Source organism: Sphingobium sp. OAS761 (assembly GCF_024168485.1).
Taxonomy (GTDB): Bacteria; Pseudomonadota; Alphaproteobacteria; order Sphingomonadales; family Sphingomonadaceae; genus Sphingobium.
The window spans coordinates 148,593-168,522 of the sequence record NZ_JALJVY010000008.1 but is presented as its reverse complement, the minus strand read 5'-3'; the positions used below and the strand labels follow the sequence as shown (position 1 = coordinate 168,522).

The 19,930-nt window shown below is 61.6% G+C and carries 15 protein-coding genes and 1 tRNA gene; 10 read left to right on the top strand and 6 right to left on the bottom strand.

Translation table 11 applies throughout. The features are described from left to right. Positions 1-22: 22 nt before the first annotated feature. Both J3E64_RS12500 and J3E64_RS12495 read right to left on the bottom strand, forming a co-directional pair. Positions 23-955: an alpha-E domain-containing protein gene (locus J3E64_RS12500; RefSeq protein WP_253343334.1), complete on the bottom strand. Its 933-nt coding sequence runs from the start codon at positions 953-955 to the stop codon at positions 23-25. 46 nt (positions 956-1,001) lie between these two features. Beyond that, positions 1,002-2,411, bottom strand: coding sequence for a circularly permuted type 2 ATP-grasp protein (locus J3E64_RS12495; RefSeq protein WP_253343332.1), 1,410 nt, complete (start codon positions 2,409-2,411; stop codon positions 1,002-1,004). Positions 2,412-2,534: 123 nt separating this feature from the next. On the opposite strand from J3E64_RS12495, the gene J3E64_RS12490 reads away from it, so the two are divergent. The 8 genes from J3E64_RS12490 (at position 2,535) to J3E64_RS12455 (ending at position 12,888) form a co-directional block, all read left to right on the top strand. After that, a complete protein-coding gene (locus J3E64_RS12490) occupies positions 2,535-3,386 on the top strand; it encodes an alpha/beta hydrolase (protein WP_253343330.1) in 852 nt (283 codons plus the stop codon). A gap of 96 nt (positions 3,387-3,482) precedes the next feature. Next, a tRNA-Met gene (locus J3E64_RS12485) sits at positions 3,483-3,559 on the top strand. Continuing rightward, entirely contained in the window at positions 3,527-5,440 is a 1,914-nt protein-coding gene (locus J3E64_RS12480) for a class I SAM-dependent DNA methyltransferase (protein ID WP_253343328.1), read from the top strand. The genes J3E64_RS12485 and J3E64_RS12480 overlap by 33 nt, the downstream gene beginning before the upstream one ends. Then, positions 5,433-6,752, top strand: a complete 1,320-nt coding sequence (locus J3E64_RS12475; RefSeq protein WP_253343326.1) for a restriction endonuclease subunit S — start codon at positions 5,433-5,435, stop codon at positions 6,750-6,752. Before J3E64_RS12480 ends, J3E64_RS12475 begins: the two co-directional genes overlap by 8 nt. Further along, positions 6,749-7,945: an FRG domain-containing protein gene (locus J3E64_RS12470; protein ID WP_253343324.1), complete on the top strand. Its 1,197-nt coding sequence runs from the start codon at positions 6,749-6,751 to the stop codon at positions 7,943-7,945. Before J3E64_RS12475 ends, J3E64_RS12470 begins: the two co-directional genes overlap by 4 nt. Next, positions 7,935-8,885, top strand: coding sequence for a pentapeptide repeat-containing protein (locus tag J3E64_RS12465; RefSeq protein WP_253343322.1), 951 nt, complete (start codon positions 7,935-7,937; stop codon positions 8,883-8,885). Before J3E64_RS12470 ends, J3E64_RS12465 begins: the two co-directional genes overlap by 11 nt. Next, positions 8,882-9,619 (top strand): DUF3800 domain-containing protein, encoded by a 738-nt coding sequence (locus J3E64_RS12460; RefSeq protein WP_253343320.1) that lies wholly within the window; start codon positions 8,882-8,884, stop codon positions 9,617-9,619. The genes J3E64_RS12465 and J3E64_RS12460 overlap by 4 nt, the downstream gene beginning before the upstream one ends. 131 nt (positions 9,620-9,750) lie before the next feature. Beyond that, positions 9,751-12,888, top strand: a complete 3,138-nt coding sequence (locus J3E64_RS12455) for a type I restriction endonuclease subunit R (RefSeq protein ID WP_253343318.1) — start codon at positions 9,751-9,753, stop codon at positions 12,886-12,888. Positions 12,889-12,991: 103 nt separating this feature from the next. On the opposite strand, the gene J3E64_RS12450 is transcribed toward J3E64_RS12455, so the two are convergent. Then, complete coding sequence (locus J3E64_RS12450) at positions 12,992-13,744, bottom strand: DUF6118 family protein (protein WP_253343317.1); 753 nt, start codon at positions 13,742-13,744, stop codon at positions 12,992-12,994. Between the two features lie 18 nt (positions 13,745-13,762). Further along, on the bottom strand, positions 13,763-16,753 hold the full coding sequence (gene traA / locus J3E64_RS12445; RefSeq protein ID WP_253343315.1) for a Ti-type conjugative transfer relaxase TraA: 2,991 nt from the start codon (positions 16,751-16,753) through the stop codon (positions 13,763-13,765). Between the two features lie 172 nt (positions 16,754-16,925). Here traA and J3E64_RS12440 point away from each other — a divergent pair, with 172 nt between their 5' ends. Both J3E64_RS12440 and J3E64_RS12435 read left to right on the top strand, forming a co-directional pair. Continuing rightward, positions 16,926-17,231, top strand: coding sequence for a conjugal transfer protein TraD (locus J3E64_RS12440; RefSeq protein WP_253343313.1), 306 nt, complete (start codon positions 16,926-16,928; stop codon positions 17,229-17,231). Positions 17,232-17,253: 22 nt separating this feature from the next. Continuing rightward, entirely contained in the window at positions 17,254-17,484 is a 231-nt protein-coding gene (locus J3E64_RS12435) for a conjugal transfer protein TraD (protein WP_253343311.1), read from the top strand. Here J3E64_RS12435 and J3E64_RS12430 read toward each other — a convergent pair. Together J3E64_RS12430 and J3E64_RS12425 are read right to left on the bottom strand one after the other, a co-directional pair. After that, entirely contained in the window at positions 17,481-18,995 is a 1,515-nt protein-coding gene (locus J3E64_RS12430; RefSeq protein ID WP_253343308.1) for a HEPN domain-containing protein, read from the bottom strand. The genes J3E64_RS12435 and J3E64_RS12430 overlap by 4 nt on opposite strands. Continuing rightward, on the bottom strand, positions 18,992-19,444 hold the full coding sequence (locus tag J3E64_RS12425; protein ID WP_253343305.1) for a hypothetical protein: 453 nt from the start codon (positions 19,442-19,444) through the stop codon (positions 18,992-18,994). The genes J3E64_RS12430 and J3E64_RS12425 overlap by 4 nt, the downstream gene beginning before the upstream one ends. Between the last annotated feature and the right edge of the window lie 486 nt (positions 19,445-19,930).

Genomic DNA, 19,930 nt, shown 5'->3' with positions numbered 1-19,930 from the left:
GTTCACGTCCCCTCCCCGGCCCTCAGCCGAAATGATAGGTCTGGGCGATCTCGAAGCCCAGGCGGTTGGTCATCATCAGTCCGTGCTGCACCGTTTCGTGCAGGCCGCGCCGGAAAATCTCGCCGCTGTCGAGGGCGTCGAGTTCAGCGACCATCCGGTCGATCGTCTCGTGGCACGGGCCGCTATGGTCGTGCCAGCCCGCCAGTCTTTGCAGCCGGTGCGCAAGTTCGTGGTAGCAAAAGGCGACGCTGCGCGGGAACAGCGTGTTGAGCATCAGGAAATCGGTGATCTGCCAGGGCGTGTAGGTGCCGCCATAGACATGGTGATAGGCGCGCGCGCCCGACAGGGCATAGAGCACCGACGTCCATTGATAATGATCGCGGTTGCCGCCGATCACTTCGGTTTCGGGCAGCAGGACATAATATTTTACGTCCAGCAGGCGCAGCGTCATCTGCGCCCGTTCCAGCGCGGAGCCGGTGCGCAGGAAGTCGTGCCCTTCATTGCGAAGCTGGCCCGAATCGGCGGCACCCCGGAAGGTCATGACGCGGGTCTTCACCCAGTCGATGAGGGTGGGCATCTGCGCCCGCGCCTCGGCGATGTCGTAGCTGTCGAGCTTGCGCCAGCCCTCGTTCAGCGATTCCCACATGTCCTGCGTCAGCATGGTGCGCGCGGACTTGGCATTGGCGCGCGCCTTGAGCAGGCAGGAGCGGATCGAGCTGGGATTGTCGAGATCCAGCATCAGGAAGGACACGACGTCGCTTTCGGTGACGGGCTTGCCCTCGGGAAACTGATGTTCCGCCCCGGTGGCGCGGACGACCGAGCGCCATTCCTCGCGGTGGTGCGCGCCCGGCAGGATCGCCATGCGCTGCCCCATGGTCAGCAGGCGGGCGGTCGATTCCGCCCGTTCCATGTAACGCGCCATCCAGAAGAGATTTTCGGCGGTCCGGCTCAGCATCGCGTCAGGCCTTCGATCTGAGGGGCAAGGAGGGGAAAATCGACCGTCATTCCTGCATCACCCACGTATCCTTGACCCCGCCGCCCTGGCTGGAGTTCACGACCAGCGACCCTTCGGTGAGGGCGACGCGCGTGAGGCCGCCGGGGACGAGGCGGATTTGCTTTCCGACCAGGCAATAGGGCCGGAAATCGGCATGACGCCCGACGACGGAGGCCGGCCCGAGCGTCGGGACGGTGGACAGGTCCAGCGTCGGTTGGGCAATGAATTCTGCCGGGTTCGCCCTGATCCGTTCGGCATAGGCTTCGACTTCCGCCTTGCTGGCCTTGGGGCCGATCAGCATGCCGTAGCCGCCCGAGCCGTGGACTTCCTTCGCCACCAGTTCGTGCAGATGCTCCAGCACATAGGCGAGTTCGTCGGGCTTGCCGCACTGCCAGGTGCGGATATTGTCGAGGATCGGCTTTTCGCCGAGATAGAAGCGGATCATTTCGGGCACGTAGATATAGACCGCCTTGTCGTCGGCGATGCCCGATCCCGGCGCTGACGCCAGCGTCACCCCGCCGTTGCGATAGACGCTGAAGATGCCCGGCACGCCCAGCAGGCTGTCGGGCCGGAACACCAGCGGATCGAGATATTCGTCGTCGATGCGGCGATAGATGACGTCGACCGCCTTTGGCCCCAGGGTCGTCTTCATCCACACCCGATCCTCGTCGACGAAGAGGTCGGCGGGCTCCACCAGTTCGACGCCCATCAGGTCGGCCAGGAAGCTGTGCTCATAATAGGCGCTGTTGAGCGAACCGGGGGTGAGAACCACCACGACCGGATCGCCCTTGCACGCCGGCGGCGCCACTTCCTTGAGGCTCTTGAGCAGTTCGGCGGGATAGTCGTCGACCGGCGCGACCAGCCCCTGGCTGAACAGTTCGGGGAACATGCGCGTCATGATTTCCCGGTTTTCCAGCATGTAGGACACACCCGAAGGTGTGCGGCAATTATCCTCCAGCACTTCGAACCCTTCCGGCCCGGTACGCACGATGTCGATGCCCACGATATGGCTGTACACCTTGCCCGGCGGCGTGAAATCCGCCATTTCGGCGAGATATGCGCTGTTGTTGTAGATGATGTCGGCCGGCATGATGCCCGCCTTCACGATTTCCCCGCGATGATAGACATCGTGGAGAAAGGCGTTGAGCGCACGGGCGCGCTGGCGAATGCCCTTGTCGAGGAGGCGCCATTCCTGCGCGGTGAAGATGCGCGGGAGAAGATCGAAGGGAATGAGACGTTCCGGGTCGCCGCCCTCCCCATAGACGGCGAACGTGATGCCGATGCGCCGGAAGATGGCTTCCGCCTCGTCCAGTCGACGGTTGAGTCCGGCAATACCCGTTCGCTCGACCCACTGCTGCACTTCATCGTAACAGGGGCGAACCGAACCGTCGGGCTCAAACATTTCATGGAAGGGCAAGTCGTCAATCCTCCCTGGGCCGAACGGCCGCTTGTGCGTTGCAGCATTAGTGCGCGCGACGGAAGGGATTGCAACATAAAAATTGCGGCTGCGCAGGACAGTCTGGCAGAGGACAGGTCGAAAATGACGGGAACGGCAGGCAGATGGTGGAAAGCGGCGGGCCTTGCCGCGGCGCTGGCCCTGACCGGCTGCGCCTCCGTCCTGCGCGACCATATCTACCAGGCCGACCCAAGACCGGTACATATCGGCGACTATACGGGGCGCAAGCCCGAGACGCTGACCGTACGCACAACGGACGGAATGGCCCTGACTGGCTATTACTGGCGCGGCGCGCCCGACGATCATGACGTCATCCTGTTCTTCCACGGGCGCGGGTCGAACCAGGGGATCGCCGCCCGCTATGCCGAGCAACTGACCGGCCGGGGCGATCATGTCGTGGTGGTGTCCTATCGTGGTTTCGGCGGCAATCCGGGCACGCCGACGCAGGCCGGCCTGATCGCCGACGGGCTGGCCTTCACGGCGCGCGCGCGCGACCTGGCGGGGCCGAACGCCCATCTTTTCCTCGTCGGCCATTCGCTGGGCGGTGCCGTCGCGCTGCACGTCGGTGCGCGCGTTCCGGTCAGCGGCGTGGCGACGCTGTCCGCGTTCGACCGGCTGGCCGAATCTGCGCCGGCCGGAACAGGCTCCCTGCTGCCCGACCGGTGGAATAATCTGGAAGCCCTGCCCCGCATCGAGGCGCCGGTGATCATGATGCAGGGAACGGCGGACCGCCGCGTCGATGCCGCGCAAGCGGATCGCCTGTTCGCGGCGGCCCGATCGCCCACGGTCAGGATCAGCATGACGGGCGCCGGCCATCACCCGGACATGGCGCGGATCGGGCCGGTCATCACGCAATGGGTGGCGGCGATCGACGCGGGGCGTTTCGCCACCTATTCCCCGGCCATTCCCGCAGGATGGGCGATGGAGCGAAAATGATCGCCGGCCAATTGCGCAAACCCCGTTGACCGTTTCCGCAACGCTGCGTATAGCGCGCCCTCACCGCGGCGCCCAGGCACCGCGCGATGCCCTTGGGGCGGAGTAGCTCAGCTGGTTAGAGCAGCGGAATCATAATCCGCGTGTCGGGGGTTCAAGTCCCTCCTCCGCTACCAGTCAAGGGGTTTATCGTGTTGTTATTACACGATAAACCCCAGACCTTTCCAAGGCAAAGCCACATTCGTTCCCACGTTTTGATTGGGCCGCGCTGGCATCATTCGGAACAGAACGGGATGCAGCCATTTCCAGTCAGGAGCGTTCACCCCTGTGCGTTTTCTGCCCAATGCCATCAAACTGCCAGCTTGGATAAGCCGCTTTCTAGAAGTGAGATAGGGAGCAATCTGCGTTGCCGTTCAACGCCGTTTCCCGCTAGAGTCCTCTTCAAGGGGGAACAAGAATCAATGGCATCTCAGGCAAATAGCGGTAGCGACCTCGGCTTTGAGGCGGACCTGTTCAAGATGGCGGATAAGCTCCGTGGCAATCTTGAACCTTCGGAATACAAGCACGTCGCACTGGGGCTGATTTTTCTCAAATATATTTCCGAAGCATTCGAGTATCACCGCGCCAAATTGCTGCTGGAAGAATATGCCGATCCTGAAGACCCGGAGGAATATCTTGCCTCCAACGTGTTCTGGGTGCCGCAGGAAGCGCGGTGGGAGCATTTGCAGGCCAATGCCAAGCGCCCGCAGATCAACTTCACCGACGTTACCACCGGCAAGGAGCGCGTGGGCGACATCGGCAATCTGATCGACAATGCGATGGACGCCATCGAACGCGCCAATGTTGCTGTGCTCAAGGATGTTCTGCCCAAGGAATATGGACGCCCGCAGCTCGACAAGACGATGCTGGGCGAGCTGATCGACCTGTTTTCAAAAGTCGGGATGCACAGCGCGGACGGCAAATCGAAAGACCTGCTGGGCCGCGCCTATGAGTATTTCATCAGCCAGTTTGCTGGCGCGGAAGGGCGGCGCGGCGGCGAGTTCTTTACCCCCCGATCCGTTGTTCAGACCATCGTGGAGATGCTGGAGCCGCACAATGGCCGGGTTTACGATCCGTGCTGCGGGTCCGGCGGGATGTTCGTGCAGTCCGAACGCTTCATCGAAAACCATCAGGGCCGTCGCAGCGACATCGCCATCTATGGGCAGGAGCGCAACCATACGACGTGGAAGCTCTGCAAGATGAACCTTGCCGTGCGCGGTATCGACGCGGACATCAAATGGAACAATGAAGGATCGTTCCTGAGCGATGCCTTCCCCACGCTCAAATTCGATTATGCGATGGCCAATCCGCCGTTCAACATATCCGATTGGTGGCAACCGCAGTTGGAAGGCGACGTGCGCTGGAAATTTGGCCAGCCGCCAGCGGGCAACGCCAACTTCGCGTGGCTTCAGCATATCATCCACCACCTTGCCCCGCGCGGCACGGCGGGCGTGGTGCTGGCAAATGGCTCCATGTCGTCGCAGCAATCGGGCGAGGGCGACATTCGCAAGGCCATGATCGAAGGCGACGTGGTGGATTGCATGGTCGCGCTGCCCGGTCAGCTTTTCTATTCGACGCAGATTCCTGCCTGCCTGTGGTTCCTCGCCCGCGATAAGAGCGCAAACGGCCACCGCGATCGCAAGGGCCATTTCCTCTTCATCGACGCTCGCAATCTGGGCCATATGGTGGACCGCACGCGGCGCGAGTTTTCGGAAGCCGACATTGCGACGATCACCGGAGCCTATCACCGCTGGCGGGCGAAGCCGGAGGCTGGGCTTGGCGAGTATCAGGACATCCCCGGCTTCTGTCGCTCTGCGACGCTGGAGGAAGTCCGCAAGCATGGCTTCGTCCTGACACCGGGCCGCTATGTCGGGGCGGAAGATGTGGAGGGAGACGATACCCCGTTTGAAGAACGGCTTGGGGCATTTCAGGGCAAGCTGGATGAACATTTCGGCGAAAGTGAGCGCCTCGCAAATCTAATTCGTGAGCGCCTTGCCGGAGTTGTCGTTGGTGGCTGAATGGCGCGACGCTCAATTGAGCGAACTTATCGACATCAAGCATGGCTTTGCCTTCAAGGGTGAATTCTTCACGGATGAGCCAACCGGCGATATCCTCGTGACGCCCGGCAACTTTGCGATTGGGGGCGGCTTTCAACTCAACAAGCCCAAGTTCTACAACGGCCCGGTGCCGAAGGAATATGTGCTCAATCCGGGCGATGTAATCGTCACGATGACTGATCTCAGCAAACAGGCCGATACGCTTGGCTTCTCCGCTATCGTGCCCGTCATAAAGCCGCGTCTACTGCACAACCAGCGGATTGGGCGCGTAATAGCAAAGGATGCGTCGGCAAATTTGGGTTTCATCGCTTGGCTAATGCGGACGCGGCCCTACCGGCATGAGATTGTCGGAGGAGCGACCGGCTCAACGGTCAAGCATACTTCGCCCGGTCGCATTCTGGCACATCGCTTCAAGCTCCCTTCGCCCAAGGAACAGCAAGACATTGTCGATGTTTTGCAGCCGCTGGACGACAAGATCGAACTCAACCGGCGGATGAATGAGACGCTGGAGGGGATGGCGCAGGCGATTTTTCGGGATTGGTTTGTTGATTTCGGCCCGGTGCGCCGTGCCTTGGCGGGCGCGACTGATCCGGCGGCGATCATGGGCGGCCTGACCCCAGACCCCGCCCGCGCCGCCCACCTCGCCGCCCTCTTTCCCGTTGCCTTCGGCAATGATGGCTTGCCGGTGGGTTGGAGCGAGCGCCCACTGGACTCGATCGCAGAGTTCCTCAACGGACTGGCTTTGCAAAAGCACCCGGCCAAACCGGGCGAACCTGATCTGCCGGTGATCAAGATTGCCGAACTTCGCAACGGCTTGTCCGAACGCAGCAACAGGGCGGCTCGCACGTTGCCAGCCAAATACATCATCAAGGATGGCGACTTCATCTTCTCATGGTCGGGCAGCTTGATGGCGAAGGTTTGGACCGAAGGCGAAGGGGCGCTCAATCAGCACCTCTTCAAGGTATCGTCGGATGTCTATCCGCAGTGGTTCTATGGCCTGTGGGTCCATCACCATATGCCGGAGTTCCAGCTTATCGCCGCCTCCAAGGCCACCACGATGGGGCATATCCAACGGATGCACCTGACGAACGCTGCAACGGTCTGCCCGCCTGAACCGACGATTGAGGCGATGTCAGCGGTCATGCAGCCACTCTGGGATCGGATGATCCACAACGAACTGGAAAACCGCACCCTCGCCGAAACCCGCGACTATCTCCTGCCCCGGCTGATGTCCGGCGCGGTGCGCGCTGCTCCGCAGGCTGAGGCTGCATGATGACTAATCCCTATTTCCGCTCGCTGCCGCTGTTTCCCACCTATGCCATCGGCGATGTGGGGATTGATGGGCTGGTTCCGGCTTGCCGGGTGGAAAGCTGGGAGGCGTTCATCGTTGCCATGCGCTCGCCGGAGCATAACATGGCCAAGGGCGAAATCGTTTATCGCGGGCAGCGCGGGCATGACTGGCACCTCTCCTCCACGCTCGCCCGCCTGTTCGATGGCGGTTCCGTTCCCGCCGAACATGAAGCCAGTCTGCTGGCCCAATTCCGCCTCGCCATGCGCGGGCGCGGGCTGGATTGCAGCAAGCTGGACGATGAGGAACTTTGGGCCTTCGGCCAGCATCACGGCCTGCGAACACCGCTGATCGACTGGACCAAATCGCCCTATGTCGCGCTGTTCTTCGCCTTCGATGAACCGGATGTGCTCGACATCAATCCTAACGACTCCCGCGCGGTTTTCTGCCTGAACATGACTGCCATTCGCGCCGATGAAAGCCTGTCGAAGATCATCTTTCAACCGACGCACCACGAGAATGCGCGGCTAGTCAATCAGGCGGGGCTGTTCACGATCACGCCCAGCGGCAGGGAAAATCTGGTTTCCGCGATCCTCAACGAACTGGCCGAGAATGAAGTCATCAACCCGGACGATCCGATGGATGTCGCCCGCTACATCGCCAAAATCCATGTTCCGAATGAGAACCGCGTCGAGTGCCTGAACACGCTCCGCAAAATGAACATCCACCACGCCAACCTGTTTCCCGATCCGGGCGGGGCATCGAAATATAGCAACGACTGGCTCAGCCGCCTGATCGAAGAGGAACGGCGCGACGCGGCAGAGGCGCAGGCCATCGAGGAAATGGCGGATAGAGCTTTGGCCGAGCCTGATCCGACACTGATAGCAGGTGAGCCAATTTCGGCAGATGCCATTGCCAAGCTGTTGCGAAACACGGTGCGTAACGACAGCGAATACCCGCCCGAAATGCTGGCCGGATGGGCATCCAAGCTCATCTCTCTGTATGAACGGATGGCTGGAACCGATTGGCCAGAGCGCGCTGCATCAGAAACTCGCCTCAAGATCGAATTCCGCAAATTCCTGATGAGCAACAGCATCAACCGTGCCGTTGCGGAAACCGGCGCACGGCGCTTGGTCGATTTCTTCAAGGCCAGTTGGCGGGCCACGAATGCGCCGTAAGCCGTCACACCTTCAGATTTGGCGCAACCGGCTGGCTACGTCCCGCGCCGCCGCGAACTGGCGGAGCTTTTGGCGCGAAACCAATTTCCCGATGGCCATTGGCCTGTTCGTCGCCTGTGCCACGATCACCTATCTTTGGTGGCGGCTTGACCCCCAAGACCTAAGCAATCTCTGGCCCGAAATGGGCGGGATGACGCTGGACGTATTCTTCATCCTGATCGTGTTCGCGCTGTTCGAGCATCGCCGCAACAAGCGCCAGGACATCGCCCGGCAACGGGAGGTGATCGACGATTATAAGCGGTGGGATCACCCGGAGGCGCATTTGCGGATTGCAGGTGCCATCCGCCGCCTCAATCGGTTGGGCGAGTTCGCACTGGACATGGCCGGTGCGCGGCTGAGCAAGTTCGATTTTGCCGAACAAGGCATCGAGAAAATAGATGGGTCAACCTTCTTCAATGGCCAGTGGGGCGAGCGGTTTGGCGATAGCACCGTTCATATGGTTGAAGTCGATTTCGACCGGATCAGTTGCCGGAACGTAACCTTCTCGCCGTTCAATCCGTTTGGCGGATTTGGCATTTCTGGTTCAAATTATGCGCGCTTCGTGGATTGCTCATTCAACGAAACGGACGTGAGCCAATCCACGTTCAATGGTGCGGAATTGGCTTGGACTGAACCCCCGCCGGAAGAAAATGGGTATGCTGAAGATTTGGGGGATGGCCAGTGGTGCTGGGATCAAACGCACTATGGCCCCTTCCATAATGCCGATCTTCAACAAACCTCATTCAAAGACTGCTGGTTTAAGAACGCTGATTTCCGTAATGCCGACAATATATTGGAAGCGGATTTCACCGGCGCGAAAGGGCTGGAAGATGCCTACTTCGATAACGACGAAATACGGGCGGCGGTGCTGGCCCAAGCGACGGGCGGCACGGCGGCATGAAGGTTCTGTTTCTTGATGAGTCCGGCGATCACAATCTGTCGGTGATTGATCCGCTCTATCCGGTGTTTGTGTTGGGCGGCGTCATCATGGACCGGGACTACGCCCGCACCGAAGTTGCGGCTGCGCTCGATCAGTTCAAAATGACGATGTTCGGCACCACGGACATCGTGCTGCACACGGCTGACATCGCCCGCAACCGCGCCGGATTTGAGCGGTTGAAAGACACTGGCTTTCGGGAAGCGTTCTATGCGGAGATGAACGCGCTCATGGCGCGGCTCGAATATCAGGTGGTGTCCTGCGTCGTGCATAAGGACGTGCATCTCCAGCGGTATGGGCTGGCCGCCGTTGATCCCTATATGCTGAGCCTCGACATATTGGTGGAACGCTTCTGCCTTGATGTCGGGGCGGTTGCGGGCGGCGGCGTGATCGTGGCCGAGAAGCGCGGTAGCACGCTGGATCGCGGCATTGAACTCGCTTGGTTGAACCTCAAGATTCAAGGCACGCGGTTCATGCAGGCCGCCGACATAGAGCGGCGCGTGAGGGGGCTGCATCTGCGTGATAAGAAAGAGAATATCGCCGGGCTGCAACTGGCCGATCTGGTCGTGTCGCCCATTGGACGCCACGTTCTGGGCAAGCCCGACAAGGCCGATTGGGCGATTGTCGAAAGCAAGCTGCGACGGAGCGCGACCGGCAAAACGGACGGTTTCGGCTTGGTCGTCCTGCCAAAAAAATAGAGCCAGCCCCCGCTACGCAGTGACTGACCCATAAGAGCTATATACATAACTACCCGACGAAAATCAAGATTTCTTCCGATTATCGGAACCGCTCACCGGATGGGGGCACAAAACAGACAGGCGGCCCCGGTATGAGTATCACGGAAAATATCGTTGAGCTGGCGGCGCTGGAAACGCTGCAAGAGCTGGGCTGGACCTATCTCCACGGCTCCATCCTTGCGCCCGATGGCGTCGCGCCGGAGCGGCGATCCAATAGCGATGTGATCCTTGTCGGACGGTTGGAGGCGGCGATTGCGCGGCTCAACCCCGATGCGCCCGAACCCGCCCGAAACGAAGCCCTGCGGCGGGTGCTGACTGGAGAACTGCCCTCGCTGGTCGAGGAAAACCGGCGCATCCACAAGCTGCTGACCGAAGGCGTCGATGTCGAATTTCGTAACGACAGGGGACAGACCGCCGCGACCAAAATCTGGTTGATCGATCTTGACCGCGCGGACGCGAACGACTGGCTGGCGGTCAATCAGTTTGCCGTGGTTGAGAACCGCGCCAATCGCCGCCCGGACGTGGTGCTGTTCGTCAACGGCCTGCCGCTGGCGGTGTTGGAATTGAAGAACGCCGCTTCGCAGAACGCGACATTGGGCGACGCCTATAATCAGTTGCAGACCTATCTGCACCAAATCCCCAGCCTGTTCAGCACCAATGCGGTTCTGGTCACGTCCGACGGGATGGAGGCGCGGATCGGGTCGATCACTGCCGATCAGGAACGCTTCATGCCGTGGCGGACGGTGGATGGGCAGGACTTTGCCCATCGCGGCACGCCGGAACTCGAAACGCTGCTGCGCGGGGTGTTCACCCCCGAAAACCTGCTCGCGCTGATCCGTGACTTCATCGTGTTTGGCGACAAGGGCGAAGGGCCGTTCAAGATCATCGCAGGCTATCACCAGTTCCACGGCGCGCAGAAGGCCGTGCGGCAGGCGATTGAGGCGACGCGCCCGGATGGTGACCGCAAGATCGGTGTCATCTGGCACACCCAGGGATCGGGCAAGAGCCTGTTAATGGCGTTCTTTGCCGGACTGGCGGTGAAATCGGCGGCGCTGGAAAACCCGACGCTGGTTATCCTGACGGATCGCAATGATCTGGACGATCAGCTTTTCGGCACGTTCGGTCTGTGCCGCGACCTCATCCGCCAGAAACCGGAACAGGCGGACAGTCGTTATGATTTGAAGCAACTTCTCGACAAGGCGGCGGGCGGCGTCGTGTTCACGACCGTGCAGAAATTCTCGCCGGAGCGCGGCGACGAGAGCTTCCCGATGCTGTCTGACCGGCGCAACATCATCGTGATCGCGGACGAGGCGCACCGCAGCCAATATGGCTTTGAATCCAAGCTCAACCGCGAAACCGGCCTGCGCCGCTATGGCTATGCCCATTACATCCGACAAGCTATGCCCAACGCATCCTTCATGGGCTTTACCGGCACGCCGATTGAGGCGACGGACATCAACACCCCGGCGATCTTCGGCGAATATATCGACATTTACGACATCAGCCGCGCGGTCGAGGACGGCGCGACGGTGCCGATCTTCTATGAAAGCCGACTGGCGCGGATCGAACTCAACGAGGACGAAAAGCCGCTGATCGACGCTGAGATTGAGGCGCTGATCGAAGATGAATCGCTGACCGAAGCAGAGAAGATGAAGGCGAAATGGTCCGCCGTCGAAGCCCTTGTCGGTTCCGACAAGCGGCTGGAACAAATCGCGGCAGACTTGGTGACGCATCTTGAGGCGCGCATCGAGGCTATGAACGGGAAGGCGATGGCCGTGTGCATGAGCCGCCGCATTTGCGTGGCTCTGTATGACCGGATCGTCTTGTTGCGGCCGGACTGGCATTCTACCGATGATCGCGAGGGCATGGTCAAAATCGTGATGACCGGCGCGGCGTCCGATCCGCTGTCATGGCAACAGCATATCGGCGCGAAGAAGCGGCGGGACGACCTCGCCAAGCGTGCGCGCAACCCGGACGATCCGCTGCGCCTCGTCATTGTGTGCGATATGTGGCTGACCGGCTTCGACGCGCCGTGCATGAACACCATGTATATTGACAAGCCGATGCGTGGCCACGGGCTGATGCAGGCGATTGCGCGCGTGAACCGCGTATTCAAAGACAAGCCCGGTGGGCTGGTGGTCGACTATATCGGCGTGGCGCAGAGCCTTCGCAGCGCGCTTGGCCAATATACCGATAGCGACCGCGATAAGACCGGCATCAATGAATCCGCAGCGGTGGCGGCTTTGATGGAACGCTATGAGGCGATCCGTGATCTGTTCCACGGCTTCGATTACCGCCCCGGCATTGATGGCCAGCCGCGCGAACGGCTGATCTGTCTGGGCGGTGCCATTGACTGGGTGCTGCGTTGGCAGGAATCTCAGGCGGCCAAGCAGAAGGACGTTGAGGACAAGAAGCGCGCGCATCGGCAGTTTCTCGACATGGTGCTGGGACTCTCCAAAGCCTATGCGCTCGCTTCCGCCAGCGACGAAGCCCGGACGATCCGCGATGAGGTCGGCTTCTTTCAGGCGATCCGGGCGGCGCTGGCCAAGACCACAGCGACGGGCAAGATCAGCGAGAAAGATCGGGCTTTTGCTGTCCAGCAGCTTGTCGATCGGGCGGTGGCCTCCTCCGAAATCATCGACATTCTCAAGGTGGCAGGCATTCAGTCGCCGGACATTTCGATCCTGTCCGACGAGTTCCTGATGGAAGTCGGCAAGATGGAGAAGAAGAACCTTGCGCTGGAGGCGTTGAAGAAGCTCCTCAACGGTGAGATTGTAAGCCGCTCCAAAACCAACCTCGTTGAAAGCCGCACCTTCTCCAACCGGCTGGAGGAAGCGGTGGCCCGCTATCATGCGGGAGCCATTTCCGCCGTGGAGATGATCGAGGCGCTGATCGGACTTGCCAAGGATATGCAGACCGCCCGCGCGCGGGGTGAGGAACAAGGGCTGAGCCTTGAGGAAATCGCCTTCTATGATGCCCTTGCCGAGAATGAGAGCGCCGTTGAAGCGATGGGCAATGAACGCTTGCGGGTGATCGCCCACGAACTGCTGGAGCAGCTACGCAGCAACGTAACCGTCGATTGGCACCAACGCGAAAGCGCGCGGGCGCGGATGCGCGTAATGGTGAAACGCATCCTCAAAAAATACGGATACCCCCCGGACCTTGCCGATGAGGCAGTTCAGACCGTGCTGGCGCAGGCGGAAATTTTGCTTCGGGAAATTGGGCGTTGAGGAAGAAGCATGACCGCATTGTTTAAGGATCGAAGGTAGCCATCTGTCCGATAAATTGCAGTTGTTCGTTACTCGGCTTTCGAGGCTGCGCGCCCCAACACGTTCAATGCTTCCTTATACTGATGGTGCAACGCACTGATTTGTCTGCTTTAGTGGCCGTCTTCTCGCACGCCGCAATGGTGTCGCGGTTCTCGCGAGCCAAGTCGGCGGCGTCCACAATCGCTTGCCAACCTTCCGGGTTCTCGGCTCGCATAAGGCGGATACCGGCATCCCACAGCGTAGGCTCGCCGAGCGTGCGACGGGCCGCCCGTTCCGGCCAGAACCAGCTTTGCGGGCCGATGCTAGCCGCCCAGCCGGGATAGATCATCCACAGAAGCGACACGGCCAGTGCCGCGCCTCCGCTGCAATAGAAAATCTGCCAGCGCTGTTTCTGTTTGGTCCGAATGACCCCGACCGCGCGCATCTGATCCGCATGGGCTTGATGATGCAATTCCAACGATTTCTTGATGGTCGCCTTGTCCGTCGCTCGTGCGGCATCCGCCGCCACATCAATCCGCTCGGCCATGCTTTCAGGCGTCAACTGCATGGCGGGTGCTTCCATGATTGTCTTCATCTGCCCCGCCAACGTCGCAAGATAGCCGTTCATCTTGGCAAGCGTCGGGCCGTAGTCGGGGAACTCCAGGCTCTGCTTCTCGATGGCGATATGCTCAAGCGCGCGGGCCATCACAGCCATGCGCCCGTCTAACCGCTCTTCCATACGGGCGACGCGCTCCGAGAGGTCCGCGAACGCCTCGGCGGCGGCATTGGGCCGGGGTTCCGGCTCCGGTTCATTCAAAAGGCTCTGCTCGTCGTCCATGTCATGTTCTCCTTGGGATTAGCGGCTCATGCCGCGACTGATGTCGCGTCCGTGATCGAAGGGAATGGCGGATGCGAGGTCGTGGGAGAGGCTGCGGCCCGCCTGCTGGCCGATCTCAAGCCCAAGCTCGCGGCTGCGCAGGCCCAGAACCGATTCAAGCTGGGCGTCGAGTTCGAGGCTCTTCGCCATGCCCGCCATCTGCTGCGCGGCACTTTTCGCGCCCCGGAAATTGCCGTCGCGCACAAGCTCGGCATGATGGCGCTGCAACCGCTGCCAGCCTTCCACAAATCGGTCAGCCCGCTGGAACGGGTCCATGCGGATTTCGGTTTCCAACTGCATCGCCCGCACGGCGGCCTGGCCGCGCCCCTCGGCGGCCTCGCGGACAAGCTCCGGGCTGCTGCGGAAGGCGCTGTTCAAGTCCGAAGACCCTTCGGGGCGGATGGCGTCCAAGGCATCTCGCGCCCTGTCCAGTGCCTCGCGCTGGTGGGGCATGGCGTCCACGCCCTGTGCGCGCGTCTGCTGGATCGCTTGCCATGCCTTGGCATAGCGCTCCACCGCGCCGCGCACGCCGCCCGCGCGCATCGGCGGCGCGTCATGTTCGGGCTGGCGCTGAACGGCCCGCTCCTGCGCGGGCGGTTCGGCCATCGGCTGGAAGCCCGCAAATATGTCGCGTCCATGCTGCGGGATATTGGGCCGGAAATTGTCGAAGATCCCGCGCGCCTTCTCGACGATGGGCCTGACGATTTCCGCGACCCGTTCGCCAAAGCTAATGCCACGCCGCTCGGCATATTCCCTTGCGGTGTCGGCTTGTCTGTAATCGGTCGCCATGTCCTTGCCGCGCTCGCGTGAAAGCGTGCGGACAAGCCGGGACTGATCGCGAAAATCGTCTCGGCCATAATGAAGCGCCATGCCGTCGCGATGGCGGGACATGGCGACATAAGCCCCATGGCGATCCATGCCCGGCGTCGCCAGCACATGCGCCTTGTCCACGGTCATGCCCTGCGCCTTGTGGATGGTGGCGGCATAGCCATGGTCGAGGTCATGATAATCTTTGGTGTCGAACGATACGACACACCCGTCATCGGTGCGGACGGACATATGGCCTTCGTCCACCTTCTCGATTGTGCCCAGCGTGCCGTTCTTGACCTCAAGGCTGCGTTCGTTGCGCAGGAACATGATGCGGTCGCCCGACGCGAAAAGGCGGTCGCCACGCTCGGTCTTCACCTGGCGCTCGTCGCCTAATTCGCCCGCATCGCGCATCATGACGCGCGCGGCCTCGTTGAGGTCGCGCACCTCTGCATTGGTGTGGGTCAGGATGATGCGGCTGGCGTTAGGGTTTGCCTGCCTTTCGCGATCCCAGCGCTCGACAAGATCGCGCCGCGCATCCTCGCGCGTCTCGGCCTGATGCACCATGCCTTTGTCGGTATAGGCGGCAATCGCCTCGCCGGTTCTGCCGGTCGCCAGATGCCGCGTAGCATCCTGCTGCCAGCCTTCATGCTGGCGGCGAACTTGCGTGATCTCGACGCCGCCATGGCGCTCATGGATCGCGCGGAACGCCGCGCCTGCCTCGATCGACTGCAATTGCTGCGGATCACCGACAAGAACGACCTTCGCGCCAACGTCGGCGGCATGGGACAGCACGCGCTCCATCTGGCGCGTGCCGACCATGCCCGCCTCGTCGATCACCAGCACATCGCGGGAGGTTAGAAGATCGCGGCCCTGCGCCCAGCCATGTTCCATGCTGGCGATGGTGCGCGAGGCGATGCCGGAGCCATTCTCCAGTCCCTCGGCGGCGATGCCCGCAAGCGCTGCGCCGCGAACATTCAGCCCCGCGCTTTCCCACACGTCGCGCGCGACGCCCAGCATGGCGCTTTTGCCGGTCCCGGCATAACCCAGCACCAGTGACAATCCGCGCCCACCCGTTACATGGCGCAGCGCGGCTTCCTGCTCTGCTCCCAGGGCAAGGCCACCACTCTCGGCGGCGCGACTCGCGTAGGTCGCCGCCGCCGAGAGACCATCGCTCCGGTCCATCGCCAGCCTGTCCGCCGCACGGCTCATCCGCTGCTCGGTCTCGATCATCTCGCGAGAGGTAAACCGCTCGTCGCCGCGCCCGTCCTTGCCCAGTGCGATCAGGTCGGGCGAATTGCGCACCGCGCGCATGGCGACGTTGAACTGCTCCTGCCCGTCGCTATGCCGGTGGATGAACATCGCCATGTCGCGGTTGGTGAATGTCGCCTGTTGGTGAGTGATGGCGTTGAGCGCAATGCTAGGATCGGCGATAATGCGTTCGCCATTCTCCCGCGCGATCTCGCGGTGCATCTCGGCGCGATCGGCTTCGAGCCCTTGCGCGTCCATCCGGTGCGCAGGGCCGCCGATCTTGCTTTGCGGCTCAAGGTCGATGCCCTGATCGGCAAGGCTGCGGCGATCGATGCGCGCGTCGATGTCGAGTTCGGCAAGGCGTGTGTTGACGTGGCTCTCCCAGCGTTCGCGCCAGCGCTCGACATTGCCATGCTCATTCCATTCGCGGACCTTCGCCCCGAAGCAAGCGGTGCCGTCCTCGCGCTGCACAACCTCCCGCATGGTAAGCATGACATGGGCGTGCGGTTTGGGCTGGCCATCCGCGCCGATATCCCAATGCACGTTGAGGTCGGCGATCATGCCGCGATCGACAAACTGCGCGGACACGAAATCGCGAGCCAGTTCGATGCCCTGCGCCTTGGTCATTTCGCGCGGGATGGCGAACTCGACCTCACGGGCAAGCTGGGCGTCCTTGCGCTTCTCGAATCCCTCGACATCGTTCCACAGCCGCTCGCGGTCGCGCCATTGTTCCGGCGCGCCTTCCGGCAGCATGATTTCGCTATGCTCGACGCCGGAGCGGGCGCGGAAATCTTGGGGCCGATCAAGGCGCTCGTCGTGCAGCCGCTCGCCCGCACGATAGGCGGCAGCGGAGACGGCGGAGCGGCCGGTCGCGCGAGAGATGACCTGAACGGAGAAATGGAAGATCGCCATAGCGACATACCATTTACACTACTGAGCGCACGTCGGAACGACGTATAAGCGCGCCCTTCTCGAAAATTTCTCGGACGGGACTAGGCGGTGTCAGGCTGTCCCGGCGACTCTACTGCGCTTGTGGAGGGATCATCTTATCATAGCGCCATCATCACTCAATGGAGACTTTACGATGCGTAAGCCCCGCGATTTTGATTCGGAACTCAAAGCCCTCGCCGACAAGGCCAGGGCGCTCAAGGAACGGCGCGTGCGCCAGCTTGGCGAACTGGTGACGGCAACCGGGGCCGACGCACTCGACGCCGATGTGCTGGCTGGGGCACTACTCCATGCCGCCACGGTGAAGGACGCCGCAACAAAGGAGGGATGGCGCAAGGCGGGCGCAGGCTTCTTTCTCGGCAAGGGCGGCAAGCCTGCGGGCGGACCTTCTGGCCAGCAAAGCGGCACTCTCCCGCTCGATGGCGGCGCGGCATCGGCTTGAAGCACGAAAGGCACGAACCGACATGCGGGACTGGGCCGTCGCACGCCGTGAACGCACGCGGCATCTGATCGAACTGGGCGGCCTCGTCATCAAGGCGGGGCTGGTCGATCTGACCGACGACGACCGCGCAACCCTCTACGGCGCGTTTCTCACCGTTGCTGACCGATTGCGCGGAGAGGAACGCGGCAATGCGCTTGCCCTCTGGAAGCGGAAGGGCAAGCGGGCCTTCGAGTCGGAACAAGGCAGCGGTTAGCGCGAAACTGACAAGCGCACATTGCTGTCCGGTTCTGCCTGATACTCGACCATCGCCGCCATGGGTGGGCTGCTCTTGTCGCAATAGCGCACGGTGATGACGCTCTCCCGGATCGCAGGACACAGGCCGGAGCCATAGAGAATGTCCGCCAGCGCGTCGAAGGTCGTCGCCTTGGCGCGATAGGCCCCGGTCCACCGCACGGTCCAAATGTCTTCATTAGCCTTGACCCGGTATCCCGCCCTTTGCGCAACGTCCATGACCGCGCCAAGCGCTGTGTCCGCGCGCACGTCGAAGTCCAGTATGGCGGACAGGTCGGCGGGTTCGGAACGGACGACCTGCGCGGACCTTAAACGCCATAGCGTTGCCTCCGCGCCAGCCATGAAGAAGCACAGGCAGACAATCACCAAGGTCAGATGGTCAACCCAATCCATGAACCTATCGGAGTGCCAGAATCGGCGAAGCGGAATGGGTGAATTCCATCGGCCCTGTCGCGGGACAACTCGTCGCACGATCCGCCATGTCCGTTGCAGCATATTGGCGCGACGCACGGGCCGGGAAAGCGCTATCGCTGTCGTCGGCTCTTCGGGCGGCGAAAGCATCGGCGCAGGCTGGTTTGCGGCAAGCGAAGCCTGATGATCTGCGCAGGCGGACGCTGCCCGTTCCTGCAATATCTCCACCCGCGCGAACGCCCATGACAGTTCCTCGCTCGAAATGCGGTAGGATCGCCCATAGCGCGCTTCGACATAGGCCCGGCGGATGCAGCCGAACGCGCGGCGCTCGAACTGGCTGTCTCCCGGCCATGCCGAACACAGACGCAGGTCCAGCGCTTCCGCCGCCTCGCGCAGTTCATCCAAAGCATGGGTGCGAGGGGCGTGGAGGTTGATCGACCACAACACGCTCAAATAGAAATGCTCGCACGCCTGATGCAACATCAGCGCAGCCATCGGCGCATCGCCCCGGTTACGATAGAACACCGCGCCTACTAGAAATTCGGTTCCGCGCTTATGCCGATGGATGAACTCCCCTACACCCCGGATAGCCCGTTCCCGCACCGGAAGGCGGCGCGGCTCTTTGAGCTGCAAGCCCTCCATTTGGTAGAGCGCAATACCCTGCTCGGCGATCGTGACGAAATGCGGGACTCCTTCGACAAGAGCGCCGTTGACCCGCTCAAGGCTTTCCACAGATAACCGCACCGGACGGGCAATTTCGCCATGCTCCCACGCGCGGCGCAGCCGGTCACGCACCAGCCGCCAGTCGCGTTCGCTGCGGGCAAGGCGGGGATAGTTGACGATCGCCAACAGGCGGAACGCTTCCCCCGGCGCGATGTCTTCCCATTCTTTTTCGGCATGGGGGCCGCACAGGATCACGGTAAGGATACGGCCCGCTCGGAAATGTTCCGAACATCGGCCTTTGGTCGTTTCCTTGAATGCCTCGAACAAGACCTTCGTGACATGGAGAAGCTCGTCGCGGATCAGCGCGGGAAGATGATCGGCATCGGTGCGCAGCATCATGACCGCGCCTTCTGTGTGCGGCGCTGGCAACCCCTCGGGCGTGGGTGACCGGTCACATCATGAACCCGGTCCACCAAGGCACGCACAAGGGGCGTAATCATGGCGGGAATGAAGCCGCCCGTGCGGGGCCGGTCTTCCTCCCAATCATGATAATGATAGCCCCATTTCCAATAGGGCGAGAGAACCGCCGCCAGCCGCGCCATGTCGGGGCAGTCATGGCCAAAGCCGCAGGCATTGGCGTAGGCCAGCGCCTTGGCGACGTCCTGCTTGATGTGGCGGGCGTTCCACGCATCGGCAAAGCCCATGTCCAGTAGATAGGCGCACAGGGCCTGCTGGGTGACGAAACCGGCCTGATGCAGGGCTTCTCGCGCAAATCGCGGCTCTGCGAGGAAATCCGCTTCCAGCGTGGTCATCCAGCGTTCTGCGTTGTGATAGCGGAAGCGGCTCATGCTTCGCCCCTCCGTCGTCCGAGTAAGCGTCGCGGGTTCGTCTTCGTAGCGTTGGTGAAGCGCCCCCAGTGCGCCCTCCCAGGGCGAGGCAATCGCCGATGCGGCAACCGGCGCGATGGTTAATCCGCGCAGTAAGGCACGGCGCGATGTGCTGATCTGCGAATCACTCAAGCGAGAAACGGATGAAATCATGGACCTGCCTTCCTCAGTTCGCTGTCCCGGCCGCATCAAGATGCGTTCGGAGCATTAAGCGGCACCGCTTATAGCACAAAAGGAAAGCAATGCTCAATAACCGGCACCGGTTATTCTGGTTCTGATTGAACGGGTGTCACACGCGGTTACGACGCAAGTATGGGAAGACCACCGCTGAACGTGAAATCGACGAACATCCGATTGCCCGAGGGTCTCGGTGAGCGGATCGACAAGTTGGTGGGGCGGCAGCGCCGCGCAGCCTTCATTCGGGAAGTGTTGGAACGAGAAGTCGAA